At 70.7% G+C, this 21,054-nt stretch carries 21 protein-coding genes and 1 tRNA gene; 12 read left to right on the forward strand and 10 right to left on the reverse strand.

All coding sequences use genetic code 11. The annotated features are described in order from the left end of the window. Positions 1-260: 260 nt before the first annotated feature. Positions 261-334 (reverse strand) — tRNA-Leu (locus LWP59_RS14720). A gap of 193 nt (positions 335-527) precedes the next feature. Between LWP59_RS14720 and LWP59_RS14725 the strand changes: the two genes are divergently transcribed. From LWP59_RS14725 to LWP59_RS14750, 6 genes are all read left to right on the forward strand, one after another. Next, positions 528-1,145: an ANTAR domain-containing response regulator gene (locus tag LWP59_RS14725; protein ID WP_144634482.1), complete on the forward strand. Its 618-nt coding sequence runs from the start codon at positions 528-530 to the stop codon at positions 1,143-1,145. A 269-nt stretch (positions 1,146-1,414) separates the two neighbouring features. Continuing rightward, positions 1,415-2,587 carry a branched-chain amino acid ABC transporter substrate-binding protein gene (locus LWP59_RS14730; protein WP_144634632.1) on the forward strand — a complete coding sequence of 391 codons (1,173 nt, stop codon included), beginning with the start codon at positions 1,415-1,417 and terminating at the stop codon, positions 2,585-2,587. Positions 2,588-2,680: 93 nt separating this feature from the next. Further along, positions 2,681-3,676, forward strand: a complete 996-nt coding sequence (locus LWP59_RS14735; RefSeq protein WP_144634485.1) for a branched-chain amino acid ABC transporter permease — start codon at positions 2,681-2,683, stop codon at positions 3,674-3,676. Then, positions 3,673-4,746: a branched-chain amino acid ABC transporter permease gene (locus tag LWP59_RS14740; protein ID WP_144634488.1), complete on the forward strand. Its 1,074-nt coding sequence runs from the start codon at positions 3,673-3,675 to the stop codon at positions 4,744-4,746. Before LWP59_RS14735 ends, LWP59_RS14740 begins: the two co-directional genes overlap by 4 nt. Beyond that, the gene (locus tag LWP59_RS14745; RefSeq protein WP_144634491.1) at positions 4,746-5,663 is read left to right on the forward strand and encodes an ABC transporter ATP-binding protein; all 918 of its coding nucleotides are present in this window, start codon (positions 4,746-4,748) and stop codon (positions 5,661-5,663) included. Before LWP59_RS14740 ends, LWP59_RS14745 begins: the two co-directional genes overlap by 1 nt. After that, a complete protein-coding gene (locus LWP59_RS14750) occupies positions 5,650-6,363 on the forward strand; it encodes an ABC transporter ATP-binding protein (RefSeq protein ID WP_144634494.1) in 714 nt (237 codons plus the stop codon). Before LWP59_RS14745 ends, LWP59_RS14750 begins: the two co-directional genes overlap by 14 nt. Before the next feature lie 37 nt (positions 6,364-6,400). Here the strand turns inward: LWP59_RS14750 and LWP59_RS14755 are convergent, their stop codons facing one another. Next, complete coding sequence (locus LWP59_RS14755) at positions 6,401-6,838, reverse strand: hotdog fold thioesterase (RefSeq protein ID WP_144634497.1); 438 nt, start codon at positions 6,836-6,838, stop codon at positions 6,401-6,403. A gap of 50 nt (positions 6,839-6,888) precedes the next feature. On the opposite strand from LWP59_RS14755, the gene polA reads away from it, so the two are divergent. The 4 genes from polA (at position 6,889) to LWP59_RS14775 (ending at position 11,247) form a co-directional block, all read left to right on the forward strand. Continuing rightward, the gene (gene polA, locus LWP59_RS14760; RefSeq protein WP_144634500.1) at positions 6,889-9,621 is read left to right on the forward strand and encodes a DNA polymerase I; all 2,733 of its coding nucleotides are present in this window, start codon (positions 6,889-6,891) and stop codon (positions 9,619-9,621) included. A 107-nt stretch (positions 9,622-9,728) separates the two neighbouring features. Continuing rightward, positions 9,729-10,073: a helix-turn-helix domain-containing protein gene (locus tag LWP59_RS14765; protein ID WP_229857476.1), complete on the forward strand. Its 345-nt coding sequence runs from the start codon at positions 9,729-9,731 to the stop codon at positions 10,071-10,073. 56 nt (positions 10,074-10,129) lie between these two features. Continuing rightward, positions 10,130-10,561, forward strand: coding sequence for a VOC family protein (locus LWP59_RS14770; RefSeq protein ID WP_144634506.1), 432 nt, complete (start codon positions 10,130-10,132; stop codon positions 10,559-10,561). 83 nt (positions 10,562-10,644) lie between these two features. Next, positions 10,645-11,247 carry a Rossmann-fold NAD(P)-binding domain-containing protein gene (locus LWP59_RS14775; protein WP_229857420.1) on the forward strand — a complete coding sequence of 201 codons (603 nt, stop codon included), beginning with the start codon at positions 10,645-10,647 and terminating at the stop codon, positions 11,245-11,247. A gap of 2 nt (positions 11,248-11,249) precedes the next feature. On the opposite strand, the gene LWP59_RS14780 is transcribed toward LWP59_RS14775, so the two are convergent. The 5 genes from LWP59_RS14780 to LWP59_RS14800 all read right to left on the reverse strand — a co-directional run bounded on the left by LWP59_RS14780 (position 11,250) and on the right by LWP59_RS14800 (position 16,163). Continuing rightward, positions 11,250-11,828 (reverse strand): TetR/AcrR family transcriptional regulator, encoded by a 579-nt coding sequence (locus LWP59_RS14780; RefSeq protein ID WP_144634509.1) that lies wholly within the window; start codon positions 11,826-11,828, stop codon positions 11,250-11,252. Beyond that, positions 11,825-13,705, reverse strand: coding sequence for a YhgE/Pip domain-containing protein (locus LWP59_RS14785; RefSeq protein WP_144634512.1), 1,881 nt, complete (start codon positions 13,703-13,705; stop codon positions 11,825-11,827). Before LWP59_RS14785 ends, LWP59_RS14780 begins: the two co-directional genes overlap by 4 nt. Continuing rightward, complete coding sequence (locus LWP59_RS14790) at positions 13,702-14,319, reverse strand: ABC transporter ATP-binding protein (protein ID WP_144634515.1); 618 nt, start codon at positions 14,317-14,319, stop codon at positions 13,702-13,704. The genes LWP59_RS14785 and LWP59_RS14790 overlap by 4 nt, the downstream gene beginning before the upstream one ends. 84 nt (positions 14,320-14,403) lie before the next feature. Then, the gene (locus tag LWP59_RS14795; RefSeq protein ID WP_144634518.1) at positions 14,404-15,324 is read right to left on the reverse strand and encodes a GNAT family N-acetyltransferase; all 921 of its coding nucleotides are present in this window, start codon (positions 15,322-15,324) and stop codon (positions 14,404-14,406) included. Beyond that, positions 15,321-16,163: a class I SAM-dependent methyltransferase gene (locus LWP59_RS14800; RefSeq protein ID WP_144634521.1), complete on the reverse strand. Its 843-nt coding sequence runs from the start codon at positions 16,161-16,163 to the stop codon at positions 15,321-15,323. The genes LWP59_RS14795 and LWP59_RS14800 overlap by 4 nt, the downstream gene beginning before the upstream one ends. A 274-nt stretch (positions 16,164-16,437) precedes the next feature. Between LWP59_RS14800 and rpsA the strand changes: the two genes are divergently transcribed. Continuing rightward, the gene (gene rpsA / locus LWP59_RS14805; RefSeq protein WP_144634524.1) at positions 16,438-17,940 is read left to right on the forward strand and encodes a 30S ribosomal protein S1; all 1,503 of its coding nucleotides are present in this window, start codon (positions 16,438-16,440) and stop codon (positions 17,938-17,940) included. Positions 17,941-18,073: 133 nt separating this feature from the next. Here rpsA and LWP59_RS14810 read toward each other — a convergent pair whose 3' ends face one another. Then, the gene (locus LWP59_RS14810) at positions 18,074-18,733 is read right to left on the reverse strand and encodes a TetR/AcrR family transcriptional regulator (protein ID WP_144634527.1); all 660 of its coding nucleotides are present in this window, start codon (positions 18,731-18,733) and stop codon (positions 18,074-18,076) included. A 96-nt stretch (positions 18,734-18,829) separates the two neighbouring features. Between LWP59_RS14810 and folP the strand changes: the two genes are divergently transcribed. Continuing rightward, the gene (gene folP, locus LWP59_RS14815) at positions 18,830-19,696 is read left to right on the forward strand and encodes a dihydropteroate synthase (protein WP_144634637.1); all 867 of its coding nucleotides are present in this window, start codon (positions 18,830-18,832) and stop codon (positions 19,694-19,696) included. Positions 19,697-19,714: 18 nt separating this feature from the next. On the opposite strand, the gene LWP59_RS14820 is transcribed toward folP, so the two are convergent. Further along, positions 19,715-20,218, reverse strand: a complete 504-nt coding sequence (locus LWP59_RS14820; protein WP_144634530.1) for a hypothetical protein — start codon at positions 20,216-20,218, stop codon at positions 19,715-19,717. Between the two features lie 81 nt (positions 20,219-20,299). After that, the gene (locus tag LWP59_RS14825) at positions 20,300-21,049 is read right to left on the reverse strand and encodes an IclR family transcriptional regulator (RefSeq protein WP_229857422.1); all 750 of its coding nucleotides are present in this window, start codon (positions 21,047-21,049) and stop codon (positions 20,300-20,302) included. Positions 21,050-21,054 lie beyond the last annotated feature (5 nt).

The following is a 21,054-nucleotide window of genomic DNA, read 5'->3' on the forward strand; positions in this document are numbered from 1 at the left end:
GTTGTTCCGCAGCCTGGCCGGGGGACTCGACAGTGCGGGCCTGCCGTTCACCCAGGTCGCGGAGTGGGCCGGGCATTTGGCCGCCAGGAGGCGGGCGCCCGAGAGCGCATCGAGCGGGCTGTCGACACTGACGAGCGGGACCGCGAATAGACCGCGGATGCTCGAAGACGGCCGTTGATGGCCGGACACTGCCGGACAATCAAGATCGCCCCTCGCCCTGTTCTTGCAGATGAGGGGCGATCAGAGGAGGTCAGATGCTGTGCCCCCGGTGAGATTCGAACTCACACTGGACGGGTTTTGAATCCGTTGCCTCTGCCGGTTGGGCTACGGGGGCGGCGCCGCCAGACTCTACGCGTACCGGGAGGGGCCTGGACGGGCGGGGGTAGCCCTCAGTAACGGGTGCTTACACCGGTTCGGCTGTTTACACCACGTGGTGAACGCCATCTCAGGTTCTGGATCGTTCCCGGTAGGCTCGTCTATGGCAGTACGCCGCAGTCCCATTCCGTCGAGCACGCAGGAGGACCCCGGTGACCGAACAGGCTACCGAGGCCAACGGTGTCGCCACCGAGCCGCAGCGTCGGGTGCTCGTCGCCGAAGACGAAGCACTCATCCGGCTTGACCTGGTCGAGATGTTGCGCGAAGAGGGTTACCAGGTGGTGGGTGAGGCAGGCGACGGCGAGGAGGCCATCAAGCTCGCCGCCGAGCTCAAGCCCGACTTGGTGATCCTGGACGTCAAGATGCCCAAGCTGGACGGCATCGAGGCGGCCGCGAAGATCACCGGCGACCGGGTCGCACCCGTTGTCATCCTCACCGCGTTCAGCCAGCGTGACCTGGTCGAACGCGCCCGCGACGCGGGCACCATGGCCTACCTGGTCAAACCCTTCGCCAAGCGGGACCTCGTCCCGGCCATCGAGCTCGCCATCAGCCGGTTCTCCGAGCTGCAGGCACTCGAGGCCGAGGTCGCGGGGCTCACCGACCGCCTGGAGACGCGCAAGATCATCGACCGGGCGAAGGGCCTGCTGATGAGCAGGCAGGGCCTCACCGAGCCCGACGCCTTCCGCTGGATCCAGCGCACCGCGATGGACCGGCGCACCACGATGAAGGCGGTCGCGGAGGCCGTGGTGGAGAGCATCGGCCAACGTTAGTCGATTAACCCGCTCGGACGAGCGGTTCATTACTGGTTGTTATCACCCGGTTGTCGCTATCCGGCAACCGGGTGTAAACCGTGCATGAATTCTTGCAGCGACCGTCACGATGTGGATACAAGACAGCGGGTGACGCTGTGCAACCCGATGCCGTGCGGCTACGTTTTGCGGCCAGTCAGGTTCCCGCGAAAGGGGACAGCCGCGCACCTGGGCGGCAGACCGGCATTGGGAGGAAACGAGTGTCAAGAGCACGACTCACCGGAGTCATCGTGCTGGCGGCCGCGGCATCGCTCGCCCTGGGCGCTTGCGCGGCGCGGGACAACAGCAGCTCGTCGGGTACCGCGACCGGATCGGCCGCAGCCCCGTCGCAGGCCGCCAACGCGGCCAACCCGGCCGGCGACGGCAAGGCCGTCTGCTCGGGCGTCTCCCTGGCGTACGCGGGCACGATCAACGGAGCGAGCGCGGCGCTGGGGCAGAACATCCTGCGTGGCGCCGACCTGGCCGTGAAGCAGCACAACCAGGCCAACCCGAACTGCCAGGTGACCCTCAAGCAGTTCGACACGCAGGGCAAGCCCGACCAGGCGCCCGGCATCGTGACCCAGGTCGTCAGCGAGGCCGACATCATCGGCGTCGTCGGCCTCCCGTTCTCGGGTGAGTCGAAGGCCGCGGGCAACCTGTTCAACCAGGCCGGCCTCGTCACGATCTCGCCGTCGGCGACCAACCCGGCGCTGGCCGACAACGGCTGGAAGACCTTCTTCCGGGGCATGGGCAACGACGCGGTGCAGGGCCCGGCCGCGGCCAAGTTCCTGACCGACACCCTCAAGGCCAACAAGGTCTGCGTCATCCAGGACGACTCCGACTACGGCACCGGGCTGGCCAGCCAGGTGAGCCAGGCGCTGGGCGCCAAGGCCACCTGCCAGGACAAGGTGAAGACAGGGCAGACCGACTTCTCCGCGGTGGTCAACAAGATCGCCACCGAGAGCCCGGACGCGGTCTTCTACGCCGGGTACTACCCCGAGGCGGGCCCGTTCGCCCAGCAGCTCAACGACAAGGGCGTGACGGCGAAGTTCGTCGGGCCGGACGGCGTGAAGGACCCCGAGTTCGTCAAGGGCGCCGGTTCGGGCGCGAACAACGCCTACTTCACCTGCCCCTGCGTCCCGGAGGACAACTTCAAGGACTTCACCGCCGCCTTCAAGTCGACCGAGGGCGCGGACCCTGGCACGTACTCGCCGGAAGGCTATGACGTCACGACGATCATGCTGAAGGGCATCGACTCGGGTATCAAGGACCGGGCCGGCCTGCTCAACTTCGTCAAGAACTACGACGGTCAGGGCCTGACCAAGAAGTTCAAGTGGAACGACAAGGGCGAGCTGTCCGACACTCCCGTCTGGAGCTACCGGGTGGAGAACGGGAAGATCGTGAACAACGGCCAGATCAGCTAGCCACATCCGACCGACGACGGGCATGCACGCGGCCGACCGCCGCGTGCATGCCTGATCCGTACCCGGGAATAGAGTGAATCCTTGAACCCCGCGATGACCGCAACATTCGTACACGCCCAGGGCTGGATCCAGTTCGACGTCCACGGGCTGGCCACGCAGTTCTGGAACAACACCATCGACGGCCTGGCGCAGGGTGGCATCTACGCCCTCATCGCGCTGGGCTACACGCTCGTCTACGGCGTGCTCAAGCTGATCAACTTCGCGCACTCCGAGGTGTTCGTGGTCGGCGCCTTCGCCACCTGGATCACCTTCTACCTGCTGGGCTTCCGCACCGGCGCGACCCCTGACCTGTCGGCGGTCGAGATCATCCTCTACCTGGCGATCGCCGGGATCGCGGCGATGGCGGTGTCGGGGGCGACCGCGGTGGCGCTCGAGCGCGTCGCCTACCGCCCGCTGCGCAACCGCAACGCGCCGCGCCTGGTCTTCCTGATCACCGCGATCGGTGCCTCGTTCGCGCTCCAGCAGACCCTGAAGCTGATCTTCGGCCTGAACCAGCAGCCGCAGATCCGGCTCCTGCAGCCGGAGCCGCTGTTCAAGCTCTTCGGCGCCTCGGTGACGAACATCCACGTCATCCTGGTCGTGGCCGCGGTGGTGCTGTGGTTCGTGGCGGACTACTTCGTCAACAAGACCCGCCTCGGCCGCGGTATCCGTGCCGTCGCGCAGGATCCGGACACCGCGACGCTGATGGGCGTGAACAAGGAGCGCGTCATCATCGTGACGTTCCTGGTGGGCGGGCTGCTCGCCGGCGCCGCCGCGATGTTCTACATGATGCGCATCCCGCAGGGCGCCATCTACAACGGTGGCTTCCTGCTGGGGATCAAGGCGTTCGCCGCGGCGGTGCTGGGCGGTATCGGCAACCTGCGCGGGGCGTTGCTGGGCGGGCTGGTGCTCGGCCTGGTCGAGAACTACGGGCAGTCGCTGTTCGGCGGCGGCTGGAAGGACGTGGTCGCCTTCGTGGTGCTCGTGATCGTGCTGATGTTCCGGCCGACCGGGATTCTGGGCGAGTCGCTGGGGAAGGCACGGGTATGAACAACCTCCGCGAGCGCTGGAGCAGTCTGTCCCGCCCTGCCCAGTGGGGCATCCTCATCCCCGTCCTGGTGCTGATCTACTTCCTGCCGGTGATCGACCCGCCGCTCATCGCGACCACGGGCACCGACTTCCCGACCGCGATGTTCGACGTGGCCCGCTACGCGCTGGTCGCCGTCGGGCTCAACGTCGTGGTCGGCCAGGCGGGCCTGCTCGACCTGGGCTACGTCGGCTTCTTCGCCGTCGGCGCCTACGTCGCGGCGCTGTTCACCAGCCCGGACTCGTCGCTGCACAAGCTGCCGTACCTGTGGACGCTGCCGCTGGCGATGGCGATCACGATGATCTTCGGGATCATCCTGGGCACGCCGACGCTGCGGCTGCGCGGGGACTACCTCGCGATCGTGACGCTCGGGTTCGGTGAGATCATCCGGCTGCTCGCCGACAACGTGGGCCCGCTGCGCGGCCAGATCGGCTTCCAGGCGGTCGGCACGGTCGGCGGCAAGCCGCTGCTGGCGAACGCGACGCAGTGGTACTGGCTCACGGTGACGATCATCGTGGCGGTGCTGCTGCTGGTCGGCAACCTCGAGCGCTCGCGCGTCGGCCGCGCGTGGGTCGCGATCCGCGAGGACGAGGACGTCGCCGAGATCATGGGCGTGGCGACTTACAAGTTCAAGATCTGGGCCTTCGTCATCGGCGCGGCGATCGGCGGGCTGTCCGGGGCGCTGTACGCGGGCAAGGTCGGCTTCGTGAACAACCAGTCCTTCGACGTGGTCACCTCGATGCTGTTCCTCGCCGCCGTGGTGCTCGGCGGGGCGGGCAACAAGGTCGGCGTGCTGCTGGGCGCCGTCGTGGTGGCGTACCTGCCGCTGCGGTTCGTGCAGATCGCGCAGTACAACTACCTGATCTTCGGCATCGCGCTGATCGTGCTGATGATCTTCCGCCCGCAGGGCCTGCTCGGTGCCCGCCAGCGCCTGCTCGCCAAGGGCCGCCAGGCCTACCAGCGACTCATCGGCCGCGGCGAGCAGCTCAGCGGTGACAGCGCGCTCGCGACCGAGCCCGGAGGGGGGAACTGATGACGAACCCGAACGAACCGGCGCCCGTCGAAGGCGGGATCGTCGCCGAGGTCGCCCACATGAGCGCGGAGAAACGCGCTGAGCACGAGGCCGAGGTCGCCGAGGCGGTGGCGTCGGACCGGGAGGTCGGCGTCGAGGTCGGTGAGACGCTGCTCGAACTGCGGGACCTCACGCTGAAGTTCGGCGGCCTGACCGCGCTCGACTCGGTCTCCTTCGGCATCCGTCGCGGCGAGATCCTCGGCCTGATCGGGCCGAACGGCGCGGGCAAGACCACCTGCTTCAACGCGATGACCGGGGTCTACCGGCCCACCTCGGGGCAGGTGCTGCTGGAGAACAAGCCGCTGGGCAAGTCACCGCGGCACCGGATCACCCAGAAGGGCATCGCCCGCACCTTCCAGAACATCCGGCTCTTCGCCGAGATGACGGCGCTGGAGAACGTCGTCGTCGGCGCCGACGCGCGGGCGAAGACCAGCGTGCTCGGGGCATTGCTGCGGCTGCCGCGACACCACCACGAGGAGCAGCACGCGGTGGACAGGGCGATGGCGCTGCTGGAGTTCGTCGGCATCGCCGACCGGGCGGCGGACAAGGCGAAGAACCTGCCCTACGGCTACCAGCGGCGGCTGGAGATCGCCCGCGCGCTGGCGACCGAGCCGAAGCTGCTGTGCCTGGACGAGCCCGCCGCGGGCTTCAACCCGGCGGAGAAGGAGGAGCTGATGGCGCTGATCCGCAAGATCCGCGCCGACGGCTACACCGTCCTGCTGATCGAGCACGACATGCGGCTGGTCATGGGCGTCACCGACCGGATCGTGGTGCTCGAGTTCGGAAAGAAGATCGCCGAAGGACTGCCGGCGCAGATCCGGGAGAACCCCGCGGTCATCGCCGCCTACTTGGGGGTGCCCGAAGATGACGCTGCTTGAGCTGTCCGGGGTCGCCGTGCACTACGGCCGCATCCAGGCCGTGTCGGAACTGTCCATCTCCGTCGGCGAGGGCGAGATCGTCGCGCTGATCGGCGCCAACGGTGCCGGCAAGTCCACGACCATGCGGGCGATCTCCGGGATCCGGCCGCTGTCGGCGGGATCGATCACCTTCGCGGGCGAGGACATCAGCAAGCTGCGGGCGGACCTGCGCGTGGTGCGCGGGATCTCCCAGGTCCCCGAGGGCCGGGGCGTGTTCCCCGGGATGACGGTGGCGGAGAACCTGGACATGGGCGCCTACGCCCGCAAGGACCGCAAGAACCTGCGGGCGGACCTGGACCGGGTGTTCGAGCTGTTCCCGCGCCTGCTCGAACGCCGCACCCAGCCGGGCGGGACGCTCTCGGGCGGGGAGCAGCAGATGCTCGCGATCGGCAGGGCGCTGATGGCCAAGCCGAAGCTGCTGCTGCTCGACGAGCCCTCGATGGGGCTCGCGCCGCAGTTCATCGCGCAGATCTTCCGGATCATCACCGAGATCAACCAGCAGGGCACCACCGTCCTGCTCGTCGAGCAGAACGCCCAGCAGGCACTCTCGCGTGCGCACCGGGCGTACGTGCTGGAGACCGGCCGGATCACCCGGCACGGTGAAGGCAGGGAGCTGCTCGCCGACGCCTCCATCAAGGAGGCCTACCTCGGCGTCGCCTGATCGGGTGGACGGCCGGCCGTGCGCGGGCCGTCCGCCCTCACGCGCCCGGGCGGTCGCGGACGATGCAGGTGAGGCGGGCGGTGCAGGTGCGGCGGCCCGACTCGTCGGTCAGCACGATCTCGGTCGTGATCGTGCTCCGGCCGACGTGCAGCGGGACGGCCGTGCCGGTGACGACGCCGGCCCGGACGCCGCGGTGGTGCGTGCAGGACAGCTCGAAGCCGACGGTCATCTTGTCCGGGCCCGCGTTGAGCGCCGCGACCGTGGAGCCGAGCGCTTCCGCCAGCACCGCGTTGGCCCCGCCGTGCAGCAGCCCGTACGGCTGGCGGTTGCCGTCCACCGGCATCGTGCCCACCACTCGCTGCGCGCCCACCTCGAGGAGGCTCAGCCCGATCTTGTCGTTGAGCTGCTGGCCGGCGGCGGCCGGGTCGATCCCGGCGAACTGCTCGTGGAAGTCCTCCGACAGGTGTTCGGTCACGCACGGCTCCTCAATCCAGACTGTCAGACCCTCACCCTAGACTCGCTTCCGTGAGCCCCAGTCAGAACCAATCCGTAGCGAACACCACAGCGACGGCGGCGGCCGAACGGCCGCGGCTGTTGCTGATCGACGGCCACTCCATGGCCTACCGGGCCTTCTTCGCCCTGCCGGCGGAGAACTTCAGGACGAAGACCGGGCAGGTCACCAACGCCGTCTTCGGGTTCACCTCGATGCTGATCAACCTGTTGCGCGACGAGCAGCCGACGCACCTGGCCGTGGCGTTCGACGTGTCGCGCCAGACGTTCCGCTCGGAGACCTACGCCGAGTACAAGGCGGGCCGCTCCGCCACCCCCGACGACTTCAAGGGCCAGGTCGACCTGGTCAAGGAGGTGCTGGGGGTGCTCGGCATCCCGGCGCTGGCCAAGGAGGGCTTCGAGGCCGACGACCTGATCGCCACGCTCACCACGCAGGCGGTGGCCGAGGGCTACGACGTGCTGATCTGTACCGGCGACAGGGATGCGCTGCAGCTGGTCAACGAGTCGGTCACGGTGCTCTACCCGCGTAAGGGCGTCTCCGACCTGGTCCGCTACGACCCGGCGGGCGTCAACGGCAAGTACGGCCTGACGCCCGAGCAGTACCCGGACTTCGCCGCGCTGCGCGGCGACCCGTCGGACAACCTGCCCGGCATTCCCGGCGTGGGGGAGAAGACCGCCACCAAGTGGATTCAGCAGTTCGGCTCGCTCAACACCCTCATCGACCGCGTCGACGAGGTGAAGGGCAAGGTCGGGGACGCGCTGCGCGCCCACCTCGACGCCGTGATGCTCAACCGGCAGCTCACCGAGCTGGTGCGCGACGTGCCGCTGGACGCCACCCCGGACGACCTCGGGCTGCGCCCGTGGGACCGCGACGCCGTGCACCGGCTGTTCGACGAGCTGGAGTTCCGCGTCCTGCGGGACCGGCTGTTCGCGACACTGCAGAGCGCCGAGCCCGAGGCGGACCAGGGCTTCGAGGTCAGCGGCGCCGCGCTGCCCACCGGCGGGCTCGCCGCGTGGCTCGCCGAGCACACCGAGGCAGGCAAGCCGGTCGGGCTGTCCTTCCGCACCACCGGCGCCTCCGTGGCCGCGGACGCGCAGTCCCTCGCGTTCGCAGCGCCGGACGGCCAGGGCGCGTACGTCGATCTGTCCACATTGGACGAGTCCGACGAGAAGGCGCTCGCGGCCTGGCTGGGCGACCCGCGGATGCGCAAGGCGGGGCACTCGCTGAAGGTGCCGCTGCACGCGATGCTCGCGCGCGGCTGGACCTTCGCCGGGCTGCACCTGGACACCGAGCTGGCCGCGTACCTCGCCCGTCCCGGGCAGCGCTCGTTCGAGCTGGACGACCTGGTGCTGCGCTACCTCAAGCGCGAGCTGCGGTCCGAGACCGGCGAGAGCGACGGGCAGCTGTCGCTGCTGGACTCCGACGACGGCGACCAGAAGCTCGTGCAGGGCGAGCTGGTCCGGGCCCGCGCGGTCGCCGAGCTGGCCGACGCGCTGCTGGGGGAGCTGGACCAGATCGGCGGCGCGAAGCTGCTGCAGGAGATGGAGCTGCCGCTGCTGGAGGTCATCACCGAGCTGGAGGCCGCCGGGGTCGCGGTGGACGTCGAGCAGCTGACCGACCTGGAGGCACACTACGCGAGCCGGGTGCGCCAGGCCGAGGCCGACGCGTTCCGGGTGATCGGCAAGCAGATCAACCTCGGCTCGCCCAAGCAGCTGCAGGTCGTGCTGTTCGACGAGCTGCAGATGCCGAAGACCAAGCGCACCAAGACCGGCTACACCACCGACGCCGACGCGTTGCAGACGCTGTTCGAGAAGACCGAGCACCCGTTCCTGCAGCACCTGCTCGAGCACCGCGACGCGACCCGGCTGCGGGTCACCGTCGAGGGCCTGATCAAGTCGATCGCCGACGACGGGCGCATCCACACCACGCTGCACCAGACCATCGCGGCCACCGGGCGACTGTCCTCTGTGGACCCGAACCTGCAGAACATCCCGATCCGCACCGAAGAGGGCCGCCGCATCCGGGACGCGTTCGTGGTCGGCAGCGGCTACACCGAGCTGATGACCGCGGACTACAGCCAGATCGAGATGCGGATCATGGCGCACCTGTCGGAGGACGCCGCGCTCATCGAGGCGTTCCAGTCGGGGTTCGACTTCCACGCCGCCACCGCGGCCAAGGTGTTCGCCTGCGATCCCGCGGACGTCACCGGCGGGCAGCGGGCCAAGATCAAGGCGATGAACTACGGCCTCGCCTACGGGCTGTCCGCGTACGGGCTGTCGAACCAGCTGCGCATCACCACCGAAGAGGCGCGCGGGCTGATGGACGACTACTTCGAGCGGTTCGGCGGAGTGCGGGACTACCTGCAGAACATCGTCGCCGAGGCGGGCAAGGTCGGCTACACCGAGACGATCTTCGGTCGCCGCCGGTACCTGCCCGACCTCAACAGCGACAACCGCCAGCGCCGCGAGATGGCCGAGCGGATGGCGCTCAACGCGCCGATCCAGGGCAGCGCCGCGGACATCATCAAGGTCGCGATGCTGGGTGTGCAGCGCGCGCTCAAGGAGTCGGAGCTGGGCAGCCGGCTGCTGCTGCAGGTGCACGACGAGCTCGTGCTCGAGGTCGCCGACGGCGAGCACGCCGAGGTGGAGGCCTTGGTGCGCAAGCAGATGGGCGCGGCGTGCGAGCTGGCGGTGCCGCTGGAGGTGTCGGTCGGGTTCGGCCGCTCCTGGAACGACGCGGCCCACTGATGACGGACGCGACGGCCGCCGGGACGCGCTCGCGGCGTGCCCCGGCGGTGCCGTCGCGCACCGGGCGCCAGCCCGCGGTCGCGCACCTGCGCCGTGCGAAGGACTGGATGGACGCGCACTACGCGGAGGCGCTGGACGTCGAGCGGCTCGCCGCCGTCGCCGGCTGGTCGCGGTATCACTTCATCCGCTCGTTCGCGGCGGCCTACGGCGAGACGCCGAAGGCGTACCTGACGCGGCGGCGGATCGAGCGCGCCCAGGACCTGCTGCGCTCGGCCAACCTCACGGTCACCGAGGTCTGCCTGGCCGTCGGGTTCACCAGCCTCGGCACGTTCAGCCGCCGCTTCACCGAGCTGACCGGGCAGTCCCCGTCGCAGTACCGCGCCCGCACCGGCCCGCCCGCGATCCCCGGCTGCTACGTCATGATGTGGACCAGGCCCAGCACTTTCGGATAAGCCCTCGCGGTGCCGCGCCGATTACGGTCGGGGGACCACCGACGAGGGAGCAAGTGATGATCAAAAGGTTGTCGCACGCGAGCATCTACGTGCTGGACCAGGACTCGGCGAAGGAGTTCTACACCGGGAAGCTGGGTTTCGAGGTCCGCAACGACATGCGGGTCGGCGACTTCCGGTGGCTGACCGTGGGGCCGCCGGACCAGCCGGACTTCGAGTTCATCCTGATGCGTCCCGGCCCGCCGCAGCACGACCCGGAGACCGAAAAGGTGGTGCGCGAGCTGGTCGCCAAGGGCGCGGTGGGCTCGGGCGTGTGGGCCACCGACGACTGCCGCAAGACCTACGAGGAGCTCTCGGCCCGCGGCGTGACCTTCCTGCAGGAGCCGGCGGAGCGGCCGTACGGGATCGAGGCGGTGTTCCGGGACGACTCGGGCAACTGGTTCAGCCTCACCGAGCGGCACGACCTCGACGAGAGCAAGGACTGGGGCTGAAGGGGCGTGAACAGCGTGTTTCCAACAGAAAAAGGCCCGGTTGGCGCCCTGCGACCGGACTGATGCGGCGGTAGCGTGGCGTCATGACGGGCCGGAGAGCGCTGATCCTGGGAGGCACCGGCATGCTGTCCGGACCTGCGGAGGCGCTGGTCCGGGACGGCTGGCACGTGGTCCTGCCGTGCCGTCGCTACAGCCCGATCGCGGTGCCGGAACCCAAGCAGGGCATCGCCGCGCTGAAGGCGCTGCGCCCGCGCGGGCACCGGCCCAACGGCACCGGGGGCCGCAAGGCGGGTCGCGCGCTGTGGGTCGAGGCGCACTGGGACCGGCCGCGGGAGCTGTCCACGAAGGCCGGGGCCGCGCTCGGCGGCCCGGCCGACCTCATGGTGGCCTGGGTGCACGAGCAGTACCGGCGCGCGGTGCTCGGCGCGTGCGAGTGGCTGCTCGCGCCGGGCGCACCGGTCGTCGAGGTGCGTGGGGCCGGCGGGCCGCCGGTGGAGCCGGAACCGGTACTCGCCGCGCACCCCACCCAGCTGATCATGGTCGGCGCGCTCTCCGAGCTCGACGACACCCGCCCGCTCGCGCACGGCGAGCTCACCGGCGCGATCCTCGATGCCGTGCACCGGGCGGTCGAAGGACGCGCCGCCTCGCTGCACCAGGTCGGGCAGTCACGTCCGCTCGTGCGCTGAGCTCAGCGGGCGAACCCGCGCAGCAACAGCAGCACCGCGTCCCGCACCTCCGCGCGGGTGCGCTGCGGCTGGAACACCTGCCAGTCCAGCGCGACCACCAGCATCGTGCCGAACAGGCCCGCGGCGGCGGTCGAAATCTGCACGTCCTCGGGCAGCCTGCCCGCGTCGGCGACCCGCTGCAGCTGGTCCTTCACGATGGACACGACCTCCTCGCGCATCAGCGTCAGCGTCTCGTGCCACTGGCCGGGGGTCCGCCACATCTCGCTCACCAGGATCTGGGAGAAGCCCCGGTACTCCGCGATGAACGCGAGTGCCTCGTCCACCAGGGACTCCAGCCCGTCCACCGGGTCGGGCCCGCCGGTACGCGCCCGCAGCCGCCCGGCGAGCTGACCCACCCCGTAGCGCAGCAGGGCGTCGATCAGCCCGTCCTTGCTGCCGAAGTTGTAGTACACCGTGCCCTTGGCGACCCCGGCCTCGGCGGCGATGTCGTCGACCGTGAGCCCGACCAGCCCGTGGCTGCCTGCCAGCTTCAGCGTCGCCTCGAACAAGCGCTGTTTCGTGCGGTCGGCCCTGGCGGTCACAGGCTCAGCTCCGGGCGCAGCTTCGACACCGTCCACACGCGTTGCCTGCGCGCGGCGAGCACGGACACGGCGATCGCGGCGGCCAGCCACCCGCAGAGCACGCCGATGTCGAGCAGGCTCTGCAGCGACGCTCCGGTGTAGAGCAGGTGCCGCAGCCCGTCGACGACGTAGCCCATCGGCAGCACCAGGTGCAGCGGGTACAGCGCGTCCGGCAGGGTCTGCCACGGGAACGTGCCGCCCGCGCTGACCAGCTGGAGCACCAGCAGCACCAGCCCGAGGAACTTGCCGACCGCGCCGAACATCGCGTTCAGCGCGTGCACGATCGCGGTGAACGTCAGCGACGCCAGGATGGCGAACCCGATCGCGCCGAGCGGATGCGCGACGTGGATGCCGACCAGCCAGGTCACCGCGCCGAACAGCACGAGCACCTGCGCGACGCCCAGCACCGCCGAGGCGAGCCAGCCGCCGACCGCCACCCGCAGCGGCGACACCCCGGCCGCGAGCGCGCGGGCCGAGAGCGGGCGCAGCAGCAGGAACAGCACGAACGCACCGATCCAGGTGGCCAGCGAGACGAAGAACGGGGCGAGCCCGGCGCCGTAGGTGCCCGCGTTCGCGACCCCCGCCGAGTCGACCGTCACCGGGTCGGCGATCGTGTCCGCGGTCGCCGTGCGGGTCGGGTCGTCCGGGTTCGGGATCTGTTTCAGGCCCTCGTTGAGCCCGTCCCGCAACTGGCCGACGGCGGTGGAGAGCTGTCGGGTGCCCTCGAGCGCGGTGTTCTCGCCGTCGTTCAGCTTCGCCGCGCCTGTCGAAAGCGCGCTGGCGCCGTCCGCGGCCTGGGAGATGCCGCCGGTGAGCTGCGGGGCCGACGCCGCGAGCGCGGCCGCACCGGCCGCGACCCGGCGCGAGCCGTCCGCGAGCTGATCGAGCTGCGAGGACGCGGTCTGGATCTTCGTGTTCGCCTGGTCGACGGGGGCGCGCAGGTCCCGCAGCACCGTGAGGACCTGCTGGACCTGCGCCTCCGGCAGGCCGGTCGCGCGCAGCCGCTGCGCCACCTGGCCGTCGACGGAGTCCAGGTTGCTGCGCAGGTCCGCCGAACCGCTCGCGAGCAGCGCCCCGGCGGCGGCGACCTGCGCGTTGCCCGACGACACCTGCGCGGCGCCGTCGGCCAGCTGCCGGGTCTGGCCGGGCAGGGCCGCGGTACTGCTCCGGAGTGTGTCCAGCCCGGCCGACAGCTGGGTGCTGCCGGTGGTCAGCTGGGACGCACCGTCGGCGAGCTGCTGCTGCCCGCCGAGCAGGCGCCCGGCGCCGTCGGCCAGCTGGGTGGCGCCGTCGGCGGCCTCCTGCGTCTTGCCGTAGATGGTGGAGAACCCGATGAGGAACCGGTTCGCGGCCTCCGCGCCGACTTTCTCCGCGATGGTGCTGCGGATCTGCTCGGCGACCTGGTTGGCGATGGTGTGCGACAGGTAGTTGTCGGCGTCGTTGGTGGTGAGCCGGATCGTCGCCTGCTGCGGGGTGAAGTTCCCGCTGGAGAGCAGCGCGGCCGAGAAGTCCTTCGGGATCGTGATGGCGAAGGAGTACTTGTCCTCGCGTACGCCCTGCTGGGCTTCGGCCGCCGAGACCTCGTGCCAGCCGAAGGTGCCCGAGCCGACCACGTCGCCGGTCACCTCGCGGCCGACGTCGCGCTCCTGTGTGCCCGCGTCCTCGTTGACGATGGCGGCGGGCAGCTTGCTCAGCCTGCCGTAGGGGTCGTAGTTGGCGTAGAGGTAGAACGACGCGTACAGCAGGGGCACCAGGACGAGCGCGGCCATCGCGAGCTTGGGCAGCGTGCCCGCGGTGAGCCGGCGCAGCTCGTTGAGGGCGATCCGGAAGCTGGTCACGAGGGCTCTCCGAGCCGGGCCGGGGCGCCGGGCAGGGACGCCAGGGGAGTGGTGGCGGTCAGCACGACGACCGCCAGCCCGCGCGCGGCGTGCTCGCGGGCGAGCGCGGACCAGCCCGCCACGTCGCTGGTGTGCCGGTCCGGGGTGTCGAGCACGAGCATCCGGACGCCCTTGCGGTGCGCGGCCAGCTCGGTGAGCAGGCGGGTCCGCACGGCGGGTTCGAGGTTTTCGAACCGCACGTTCGCCAGCCCGGCCGCGTCGTGCCCGGCGAGCCAGGCGGCGACGTCCTGCTTGCCCGCGGGATGCCCGCCCAGGGCTAGCTCCTCGCCGACCACGACGCGCACGGGCAGCGCGCCCTCGGGCTCGCTGACCCCGGGCGCGTCCACGACCGCGGTGCGGCCGCGCAGCTTCGCCTCGTCGGCCGCGCCGTCGACCGTCACCACCCCGGTGCTGGGTTTCATCCGCCCGGTGAGGGTCAGCCCGAAGGCGGTGACGCCGGGCCCCGGTTCCCCGTGCACGAGCGCGAGTTCGCCGTCCTCGACGGTCAGCGAGGTCGGTGCCAGCACCGCGCCGTGCGGCCCGGCGACGGTCACGCGGTCAGCGCTCACCCGCACGAGGTCTCCTTTTTGAACTGACTGGTCAGTGCAAAAACTACGACGTGCGGAAGCGGCCCGCAACCTCGGGCGGCCGGATTGTGGTCAGCGCAACGCCGACGCGGGCTGGACCTCCCAGAACGTCCACAGTGGACGGTAGCCCTGTCGGGGCCAGAACACCGAGGACAACGGGTTGGTCGGGTTGTAGTAGAGGTAGCTGCCGGTGGCCCGGTGGCCGGCGAAGTCGCGGTGCACGGCCGCCATCAGCGCCTGGCCGATCCCGTTCCCGCGCGCGCCGGGCGTGGTCGCGACGTTGTTCACGTAGCCCCACCGCCCCGGCGGCAGCAGCTCCGCCGCCCACGTGCCGGGCGCGGACTCGATCCAGCCGCAGTCCGCGATCGCGGTCGCGACACCCCCGGTCTCGGCGAGCCAGACCGGCGCCCCGGCGGCGAGGTTGCGCCGCAGCTGCGGGGTCATCAGCTCCACGGCTTCCGGCCGCCCGCGCGAGGTGACCAGCTCCGTGTAGTCGAAGGTCTCCTTCGTCAGCGCCCGCACCTCCTCGAAGTCCTCGGGGCGGGCGAGGCGCACCGTGACGTCGCCGGGCGGCGGCTGCGCCGGCGGCGGGCCGGTGCGGATCGCGAGCACGGAGATCGGCACCATCCCGTGCTGCAGGAACGCCCGGATCGCCGGCGCGTCGCGGCTCGGCCAGGTCACCGTGCACGCGGAGTCCGGTCCGGGGGACTCGGCGTCCATCCGGTGCCGCCACGCGCGCAGCAGCGCGTCCATGCCCTCGGTGCCGCTCTCGCCGGGGTACGGGAAGAGCTGCCAGACCCGCTGTGCCGACCACAGCAGGTCGAGCGTGCCGGGTGCGTAGGTCCGGGTCTGCAGGACGCCGGCGACCCGCTCGCCGGACGCGGTCGCGGCGGTCAGCAGCTCGCCGTCCGGCGTCCCCGGCGGCACGGGCACGACAGGGTCGGCGGCGGTGAAGCGAGCGCGCTGCGCCGCGAGCAGGCGCTCGCCGATCACCGCGGCGCCCGGCGCGTCACGAAGATCGCGGTGCCGGGGAAGAGCTTGCCGCGCAAGGGGCTCCACTGGCCCCAGCACCGGGTGTGCCCGGCGGGCCACTCCGGCTCGACGAGGTCCTCGAGCACGAAACCGCCCGCGGTCAGCGCCCGCACCCAATCGCCCAGCGTCCGGTGGTACTCGACGTAGGTGGCGCGGCCCTCGGCGTCGACCTCGACGTAGGGCGTGCGGTCGAAGTACGGCTGGGTCGCGGTCAGCCCGTTGGGCCCCGGGTCGTCGGGAAAGACCCAGCGCATCGGATGGGTCACCGCGAACACCCAGCGCCCGCCCGGCCGCAGCACCCGGTGCAGTTCGCCGAACACCGTCTCCGGGGAGGCGACGAACGGCAGCGCACCGAAGGCCGAGCACGCCAGGTCCATGCCGGCCGTCGCCAGCGGCAGCTCCTCGGCGCTCGCCTGGAGCAGGGGAATATCGATCCCGGTCCTGATGTTGGCCTCTTTTGCATGACGAAGCATTCCACCGGACAGGTCCAGGGCCACCGGGTGCGCGCCCGCCTCGGCGAGCCAGCGCGCGCACGCGGCCTGACCGCAGCCGATCTCTACGACGCGCTTTCCTCGCACGTCGCCCAGCAGGGCGGCGTCGGCCTCGCGCACACCTTCGGGACACCAGACGAAGTCGGCGTCCCCGAGGAACTCGCCGTGGGTGGCCTGGTAGTCGTCGGCATCGGCGTCCCACCAGGCCAGATTGGCCGCCGTGGCCTCCCGCCGTCCCACGGGCCGGTGGGCGATGCCGACGGTGCCCAGCCGGTGCTCGGCCGAGTCATGCCTGTCCTGCGGAGTCACGAGCGCATTCTCGCCCAGGCCGGGCCACGTCCGGCAGAGGTGACCCTGTTTGTGTCGCACACTCCCGGCCGCGTAGGCTATCTCCAGCGCAGTGGGTTCGCGCTACCTTCCTCCCGGCACAGCTCGAGCCGGGGTCCGGGTCGCGCACACCTCGGCGGTGATGCTCGCGGCCGTTCGCATGGACGTTTGCTCTGCAGTCTGCCGCCGTCTCGCTCGCCGCGCCAGCAAACTGCACACCCACTATTCCCAAGCCGTTACCGGAGCAACCCACCTAATGACCACCGACACCACCACCGTCCCGACGACCGAGCCGCAGGCCCAGCAGGTCGCGATCAATGACATCGGGTCGGAGGAAGACTTCCTCGCGGCGATCGACAAGACGATCAAGTACTTCAACGACGGCGACATCGTTGAAGGCACCATCGTCAAGGTCGATCGTGACGAGGTGCTGCTCGACATCGGGTACAAGACCGAGGGCGTCATCCCCTCGCGCGAGCTGTCGATCAAACACGATGTCGATCCCGGCGAGGTCGTCAGCGTCGGTGACGAGGTCGAGGCCCTTGTCCTCCAGAAGGAGGACAAGGAGGGCCGGCTGATCCTGTCCAAGAAGCGCGCCCAGTACGAGCGCGCCTGGGGCACGATCGAGGAGCTCAAGGAGAAGGACGAGCCTGTCAAGGGCACCGTCATCGAGGTCGTCAAGGGCGGCCTGATCCTCGACATCGGCCTGCGCGGCTTCCTGCCCGCGTCGCTGGTCGAGATGCGCCGGGTGCGCGACCTGCAGCCCTACGTCGGCCGCGAGCTCGAGGCGAAGATCATCGAGCTGGACAAGAACCGCAACAACGTGGTCCTGTCGCGGCGGGCCTACCTGGAGCAGACCCAGTCCGAGGTGCGCAGCGAGTTCCTCAACGCGCTCGCCAAGGGCCAGGTCCGCAAGGGTGTCGTCTCCTCGATCGTCAACTTCGGTGCGTTCGTGGACCTCGGCGGCGTCGACGGCCTGGTGCACGTCTCGGAGCTGTCCTGGAAGCACATCGACCACCCGTCGGAGGTCGTCGAGGTCGGCCAGGAGGTCACCGTCGAGGTGCTCGACGTGGACATGGACCGCGAGCGCGTGTCCCTGTCGCTGAAGGCGACCCAGGAAGACCCGTGGCGCCAGTTCGCCCGCACCCACGCCATCGGCCAGATCGTGCCGGGCAAGGTCACCAAGCTCGTCCCGTTCGGCGCGTTCGTCCGCGTCGAGGAGGGCATCGAGGGCCTGGTGCACATCTCCGAGCTGGCCGAGCGCCACGTGGAGATCCCGGAGCAGGTCGTCCAGGTCGGCGGCGAGGTCATGGTCAAGGTCATCGACATCGACCTTGAGCGGCGCCGCATCTCGCTGTCGCTGAAGCAGGCGAACGAGGGTGTCACGCCCGACACCGAGTTCGACCCGACCCAGTACGGCATGGCTGCCGAGTACGACGAGCAGGGCAACTACATCTACCCCGAGGGCTTCGACCCTGACACCCAGGAGTGGCAGGAAGGCTTCGAGAAGCAGCGTGAGGAGTGGGAGCGCCAGTACGCCGAGGCGCAGACCCGCTACGAGGCTCACATGCGTCAGGTCGCGAAGGCCGCCGAGGCCGACGCCGCCGCCGCGGCGGACGCCGCGACCGGTGTCGTCGAGGGTGGCGAGCAGAGCTACAGCTCCACGGCCTCGGACAGCGGTCCGAAGTCCAGCGGTGGCACCCTCGCGTCCGACGAGCAGCTCGCCGCGCTGCGGGAGAAGCTCTCCGGCGGTGCGTGAGCAGCCCTAGGCAGCTGACGAAGCGGCCCCTGGCTCCGATGGGAGCCGGGGGCCGCTTTGCGTGGTGCGGGGGTTGACTGGATCTGGTCGGCCGACGCCGCTCATGCGGCTAAGGACCGCAGCCGATGGGGAGTCAGCGGCCGAAGAGGGCGTCGCGGCGAGGGGTGTAGGCCCTCAGGCCCGCCAGGATCGTCGTGATGCCCTCGTGGAAGATCTCCGCGTAGGAGTCGTTGCCCGGCTTGAGGAACCAGTCCGGCGGCGGCGTCCGCGCGCGGTGCGTCAGCTCCAGGCTCACCAGCCCGTGCATCGCGGTCCACACGATGTACCCCGCGCCGTCGGCGTCCTCCGGGACCCGCACCGCCGCCCGCACCCGCTCCACGAGCAGGTCATAGGTGTTGCGCTGGGCGAGCATCCGCAGGTCCGGATCGGGGTCGTAGCCGGGTACCGCGCGTTCGAACATGAACGCGTAGCGAGCCGGGCTCTCCAGCGCGAACTCGCGGTACGCGCGGGCGAACGCGAGCACGTCGGGCAACGGGTCGCCGGAGATCGGGGGGAGCTGCGTCAGTTCGTGGCGCAGCAGCTCGAACGTGCGCTCGTACAGGGCGTCCAGCACGCCCGCCCGGCCACCGAAGCGCGTGTAGATCCCGATGGTCGAACTGCCGGCGGCACCCGCGAGCCCGCGCACGGTGAGCCCGGCGACGCCCTGCTCGACGAGGACGGTCAGGGCGGCCTCGAGAAAGCGCTCCCTGCTGTCGGTTTCGGCTGGTCCGGGGTGACCGTGACGAGTGGCCATCACACGCGCTCCCCCCTTCGGGTCTCTTCACGAGAAACTTAGGCTATAACGGCCGTTCTCGCGCCGTGGGCGGGCAGGCATGATGGAACCGTGCCTTTGGTCCGACTCGAATTCCGCGGCCGACCCCTGGTCCGCGACCGCGCGCTCGTGATGGCGATCGTCAACCGCACCCCCGACTCCTTCTACGACCGGGGGGCGTCCTTCGAAGACGACAAGGCCCTGGCGACCGTGGACCGCGTCGTCGCCGAGGGCGCCGACATCGTCGACGTGGGCGGGGTGAAGGCCGGCCCCGGCACCGACGTGGACGCGGACGAGGAGATCCGCCGCGTGGTGCCGTTCGTGGCCGAGATCCGGCGCCGCCACCCGGATCTGGTGATCAGCGTGGACACCTGGCGGCACGAGGTCGGCCGGCTGGCCTGCGAGGCCGGCGCGGACCTGCTCAACGACACCTGGGCGGGCGCCGACCCGAAGCTCGCCGAGGTCGCCGCGGAGTTCGGTGCCGGCTACGTCTGTTCCCACACCGGGGGAGCGGTGCCGCGCACCCGCCCGTTCCGCGTGCGCTACGAGGACCTCGTGCCCGATGTCGTCGAGGAGACGACCCGCCGGGCGGAGGAGGTGGTCGCGCTCGGGGTGCCGCGGGCCGGTGTGCTCATCGACCCGACGCACGACTTCGGCAAGAACACCTGGCACAGCCTGGCCCTGCTGCGGCACGCGGGCACGCTGGCCGCCACCGGCTGGCCGGTGCTGATGGCACTGTCCAACAAGGACTTCGTCGGGGAGGCGCTCGGCGTGCCGCTGGAGGAGCGGCTGGACGGCACGCTCGCCGCCACGGCGCTGGCTGCCCGCGACGGGGCGCAGGTCTTCCGGGCGCACGAGGTGCGCCAGACGCGGCGGGTGCTGGAGATGGTGGCCGCCATCGACGGCGACCGGCCACCGGCCCGCGCGGTCCGCGGGCTCGCCTGACCGTCCTGGCGGGACGGGTCAGCCGCCGCCGTTGCCGCGGTTGAGTCCGTAGAGGACGCGCTGCAGGATCTGGGAGTCCGCGTCCACCCGGGGCTGCTCGGAGGTGTGCTCGACAGGCGGCGTGCGGTTGCGGGAGCGCTGCGGCAGCGGCACCGCGGCCGCGGACATGCCGGTCGGCAGCGGCAGTTCCGACCACACGTTGCGCCGCGCGCCGGGCAGGGTGACCGCGTTGATCTGCGCGCCGGGCAGCTCCGGCGGCTCGCCGGTCAGGTCGTCGTCCAGCTCGATCACCAGCGCGTCGCCGTGCACTCGCAGGCGCACGGTCAGGAACCGCGGCGCGCCGGTCTTCGAGCCCTCGACCGAGGACGACACCAGGTGACGGGTGATCCGGGTGGCCTCGCCGACCAGCTCGCGCAGGGACCACTCGGCCAGCGCGAAGCGCACGAACATCTCGGCGCAGTTGACGGCACTGGGCAGCGCCACGAGCCGCAGGTCGTCGACCTGGGTGGTCTGGCCGATCACGGGTCTCCTCCGTTTCGCCTGGCGCGAGCCTGGTCAGTGTCCGTATCGCGCGATGGTGGCGTACCACGCGTGCACTGGCTGTTAAGGGAGTGTGCGGGACAGCGTAAGGGCAGTGGTCCGAACCGCGGGAGCCACCCGCTCCGCACGCACCCGGTTGCTCCAGCCGGAGATCGAAACCGCTGCTCGCGCGCGTCCCGACCCGTCGAGCACCGGGCTGGCGACGCAGATGACGCCGGCACCCGACTCCTCTCGCTCGTACGCCATGCCCTCCTCACACACCTTGGTCAGCTGCCTGCGCAGCAGGCCCGGCGCGGTGAGTGTCCGCGGCCCGACCCGCGGCAGGCCCGCCGAGATTACCGTCTCCAGCACCGGACCGGGAGAGTGCGCGAGTATCGCTTTTCCGACCGCCGTGGCGTGGGCGGGGAATCTCCCACCGATCCGCGAGGGCAGTGCCGGCGCGTCGGGCCCGCGCACGATGTCGAGGTAGACCACCTCGGTGCCCTCCAGAACGGCCAGGTGCACGGTGTTGCGCGTGGCTTCCCGCAGGTCGGCGAGGTAGGGGCGGGCGGCGTCGACGAGGCCGCGGCGCGCGGCGGCGAGCTGCCCGATCTCGAACAGCCGGATGCCGAGCCGCACTCCGGTGCGGTCGCGCTCCAGCAGGCCCTCGTGCACCAGGTGGCCGGTCAACCGGTGCGCGGAGGACTTGGGCATGCCGGTGCGCCGGGCCAGCTCCGACACACCGAGGAACTCTTCGCCGGGGCCGAAGGCGCCCAGCAGCGCGGCCACCCGCGCGGCCGTCATCCCCGCGGCGTCCCGCTCAGCGGCACACATAGGTT

Origin of the sequence: Amycolatopsis acidiphila (assembly GCF_021391495.1) — a bacterium.
Taxonomy (GTDB): Bacteria; Actinomycetota; Actinomycetes; order Mycobacteriales; family Pseudonocardiaceae; genus Amycolatopsis_E; species Amycolatopsis_E acidiphila.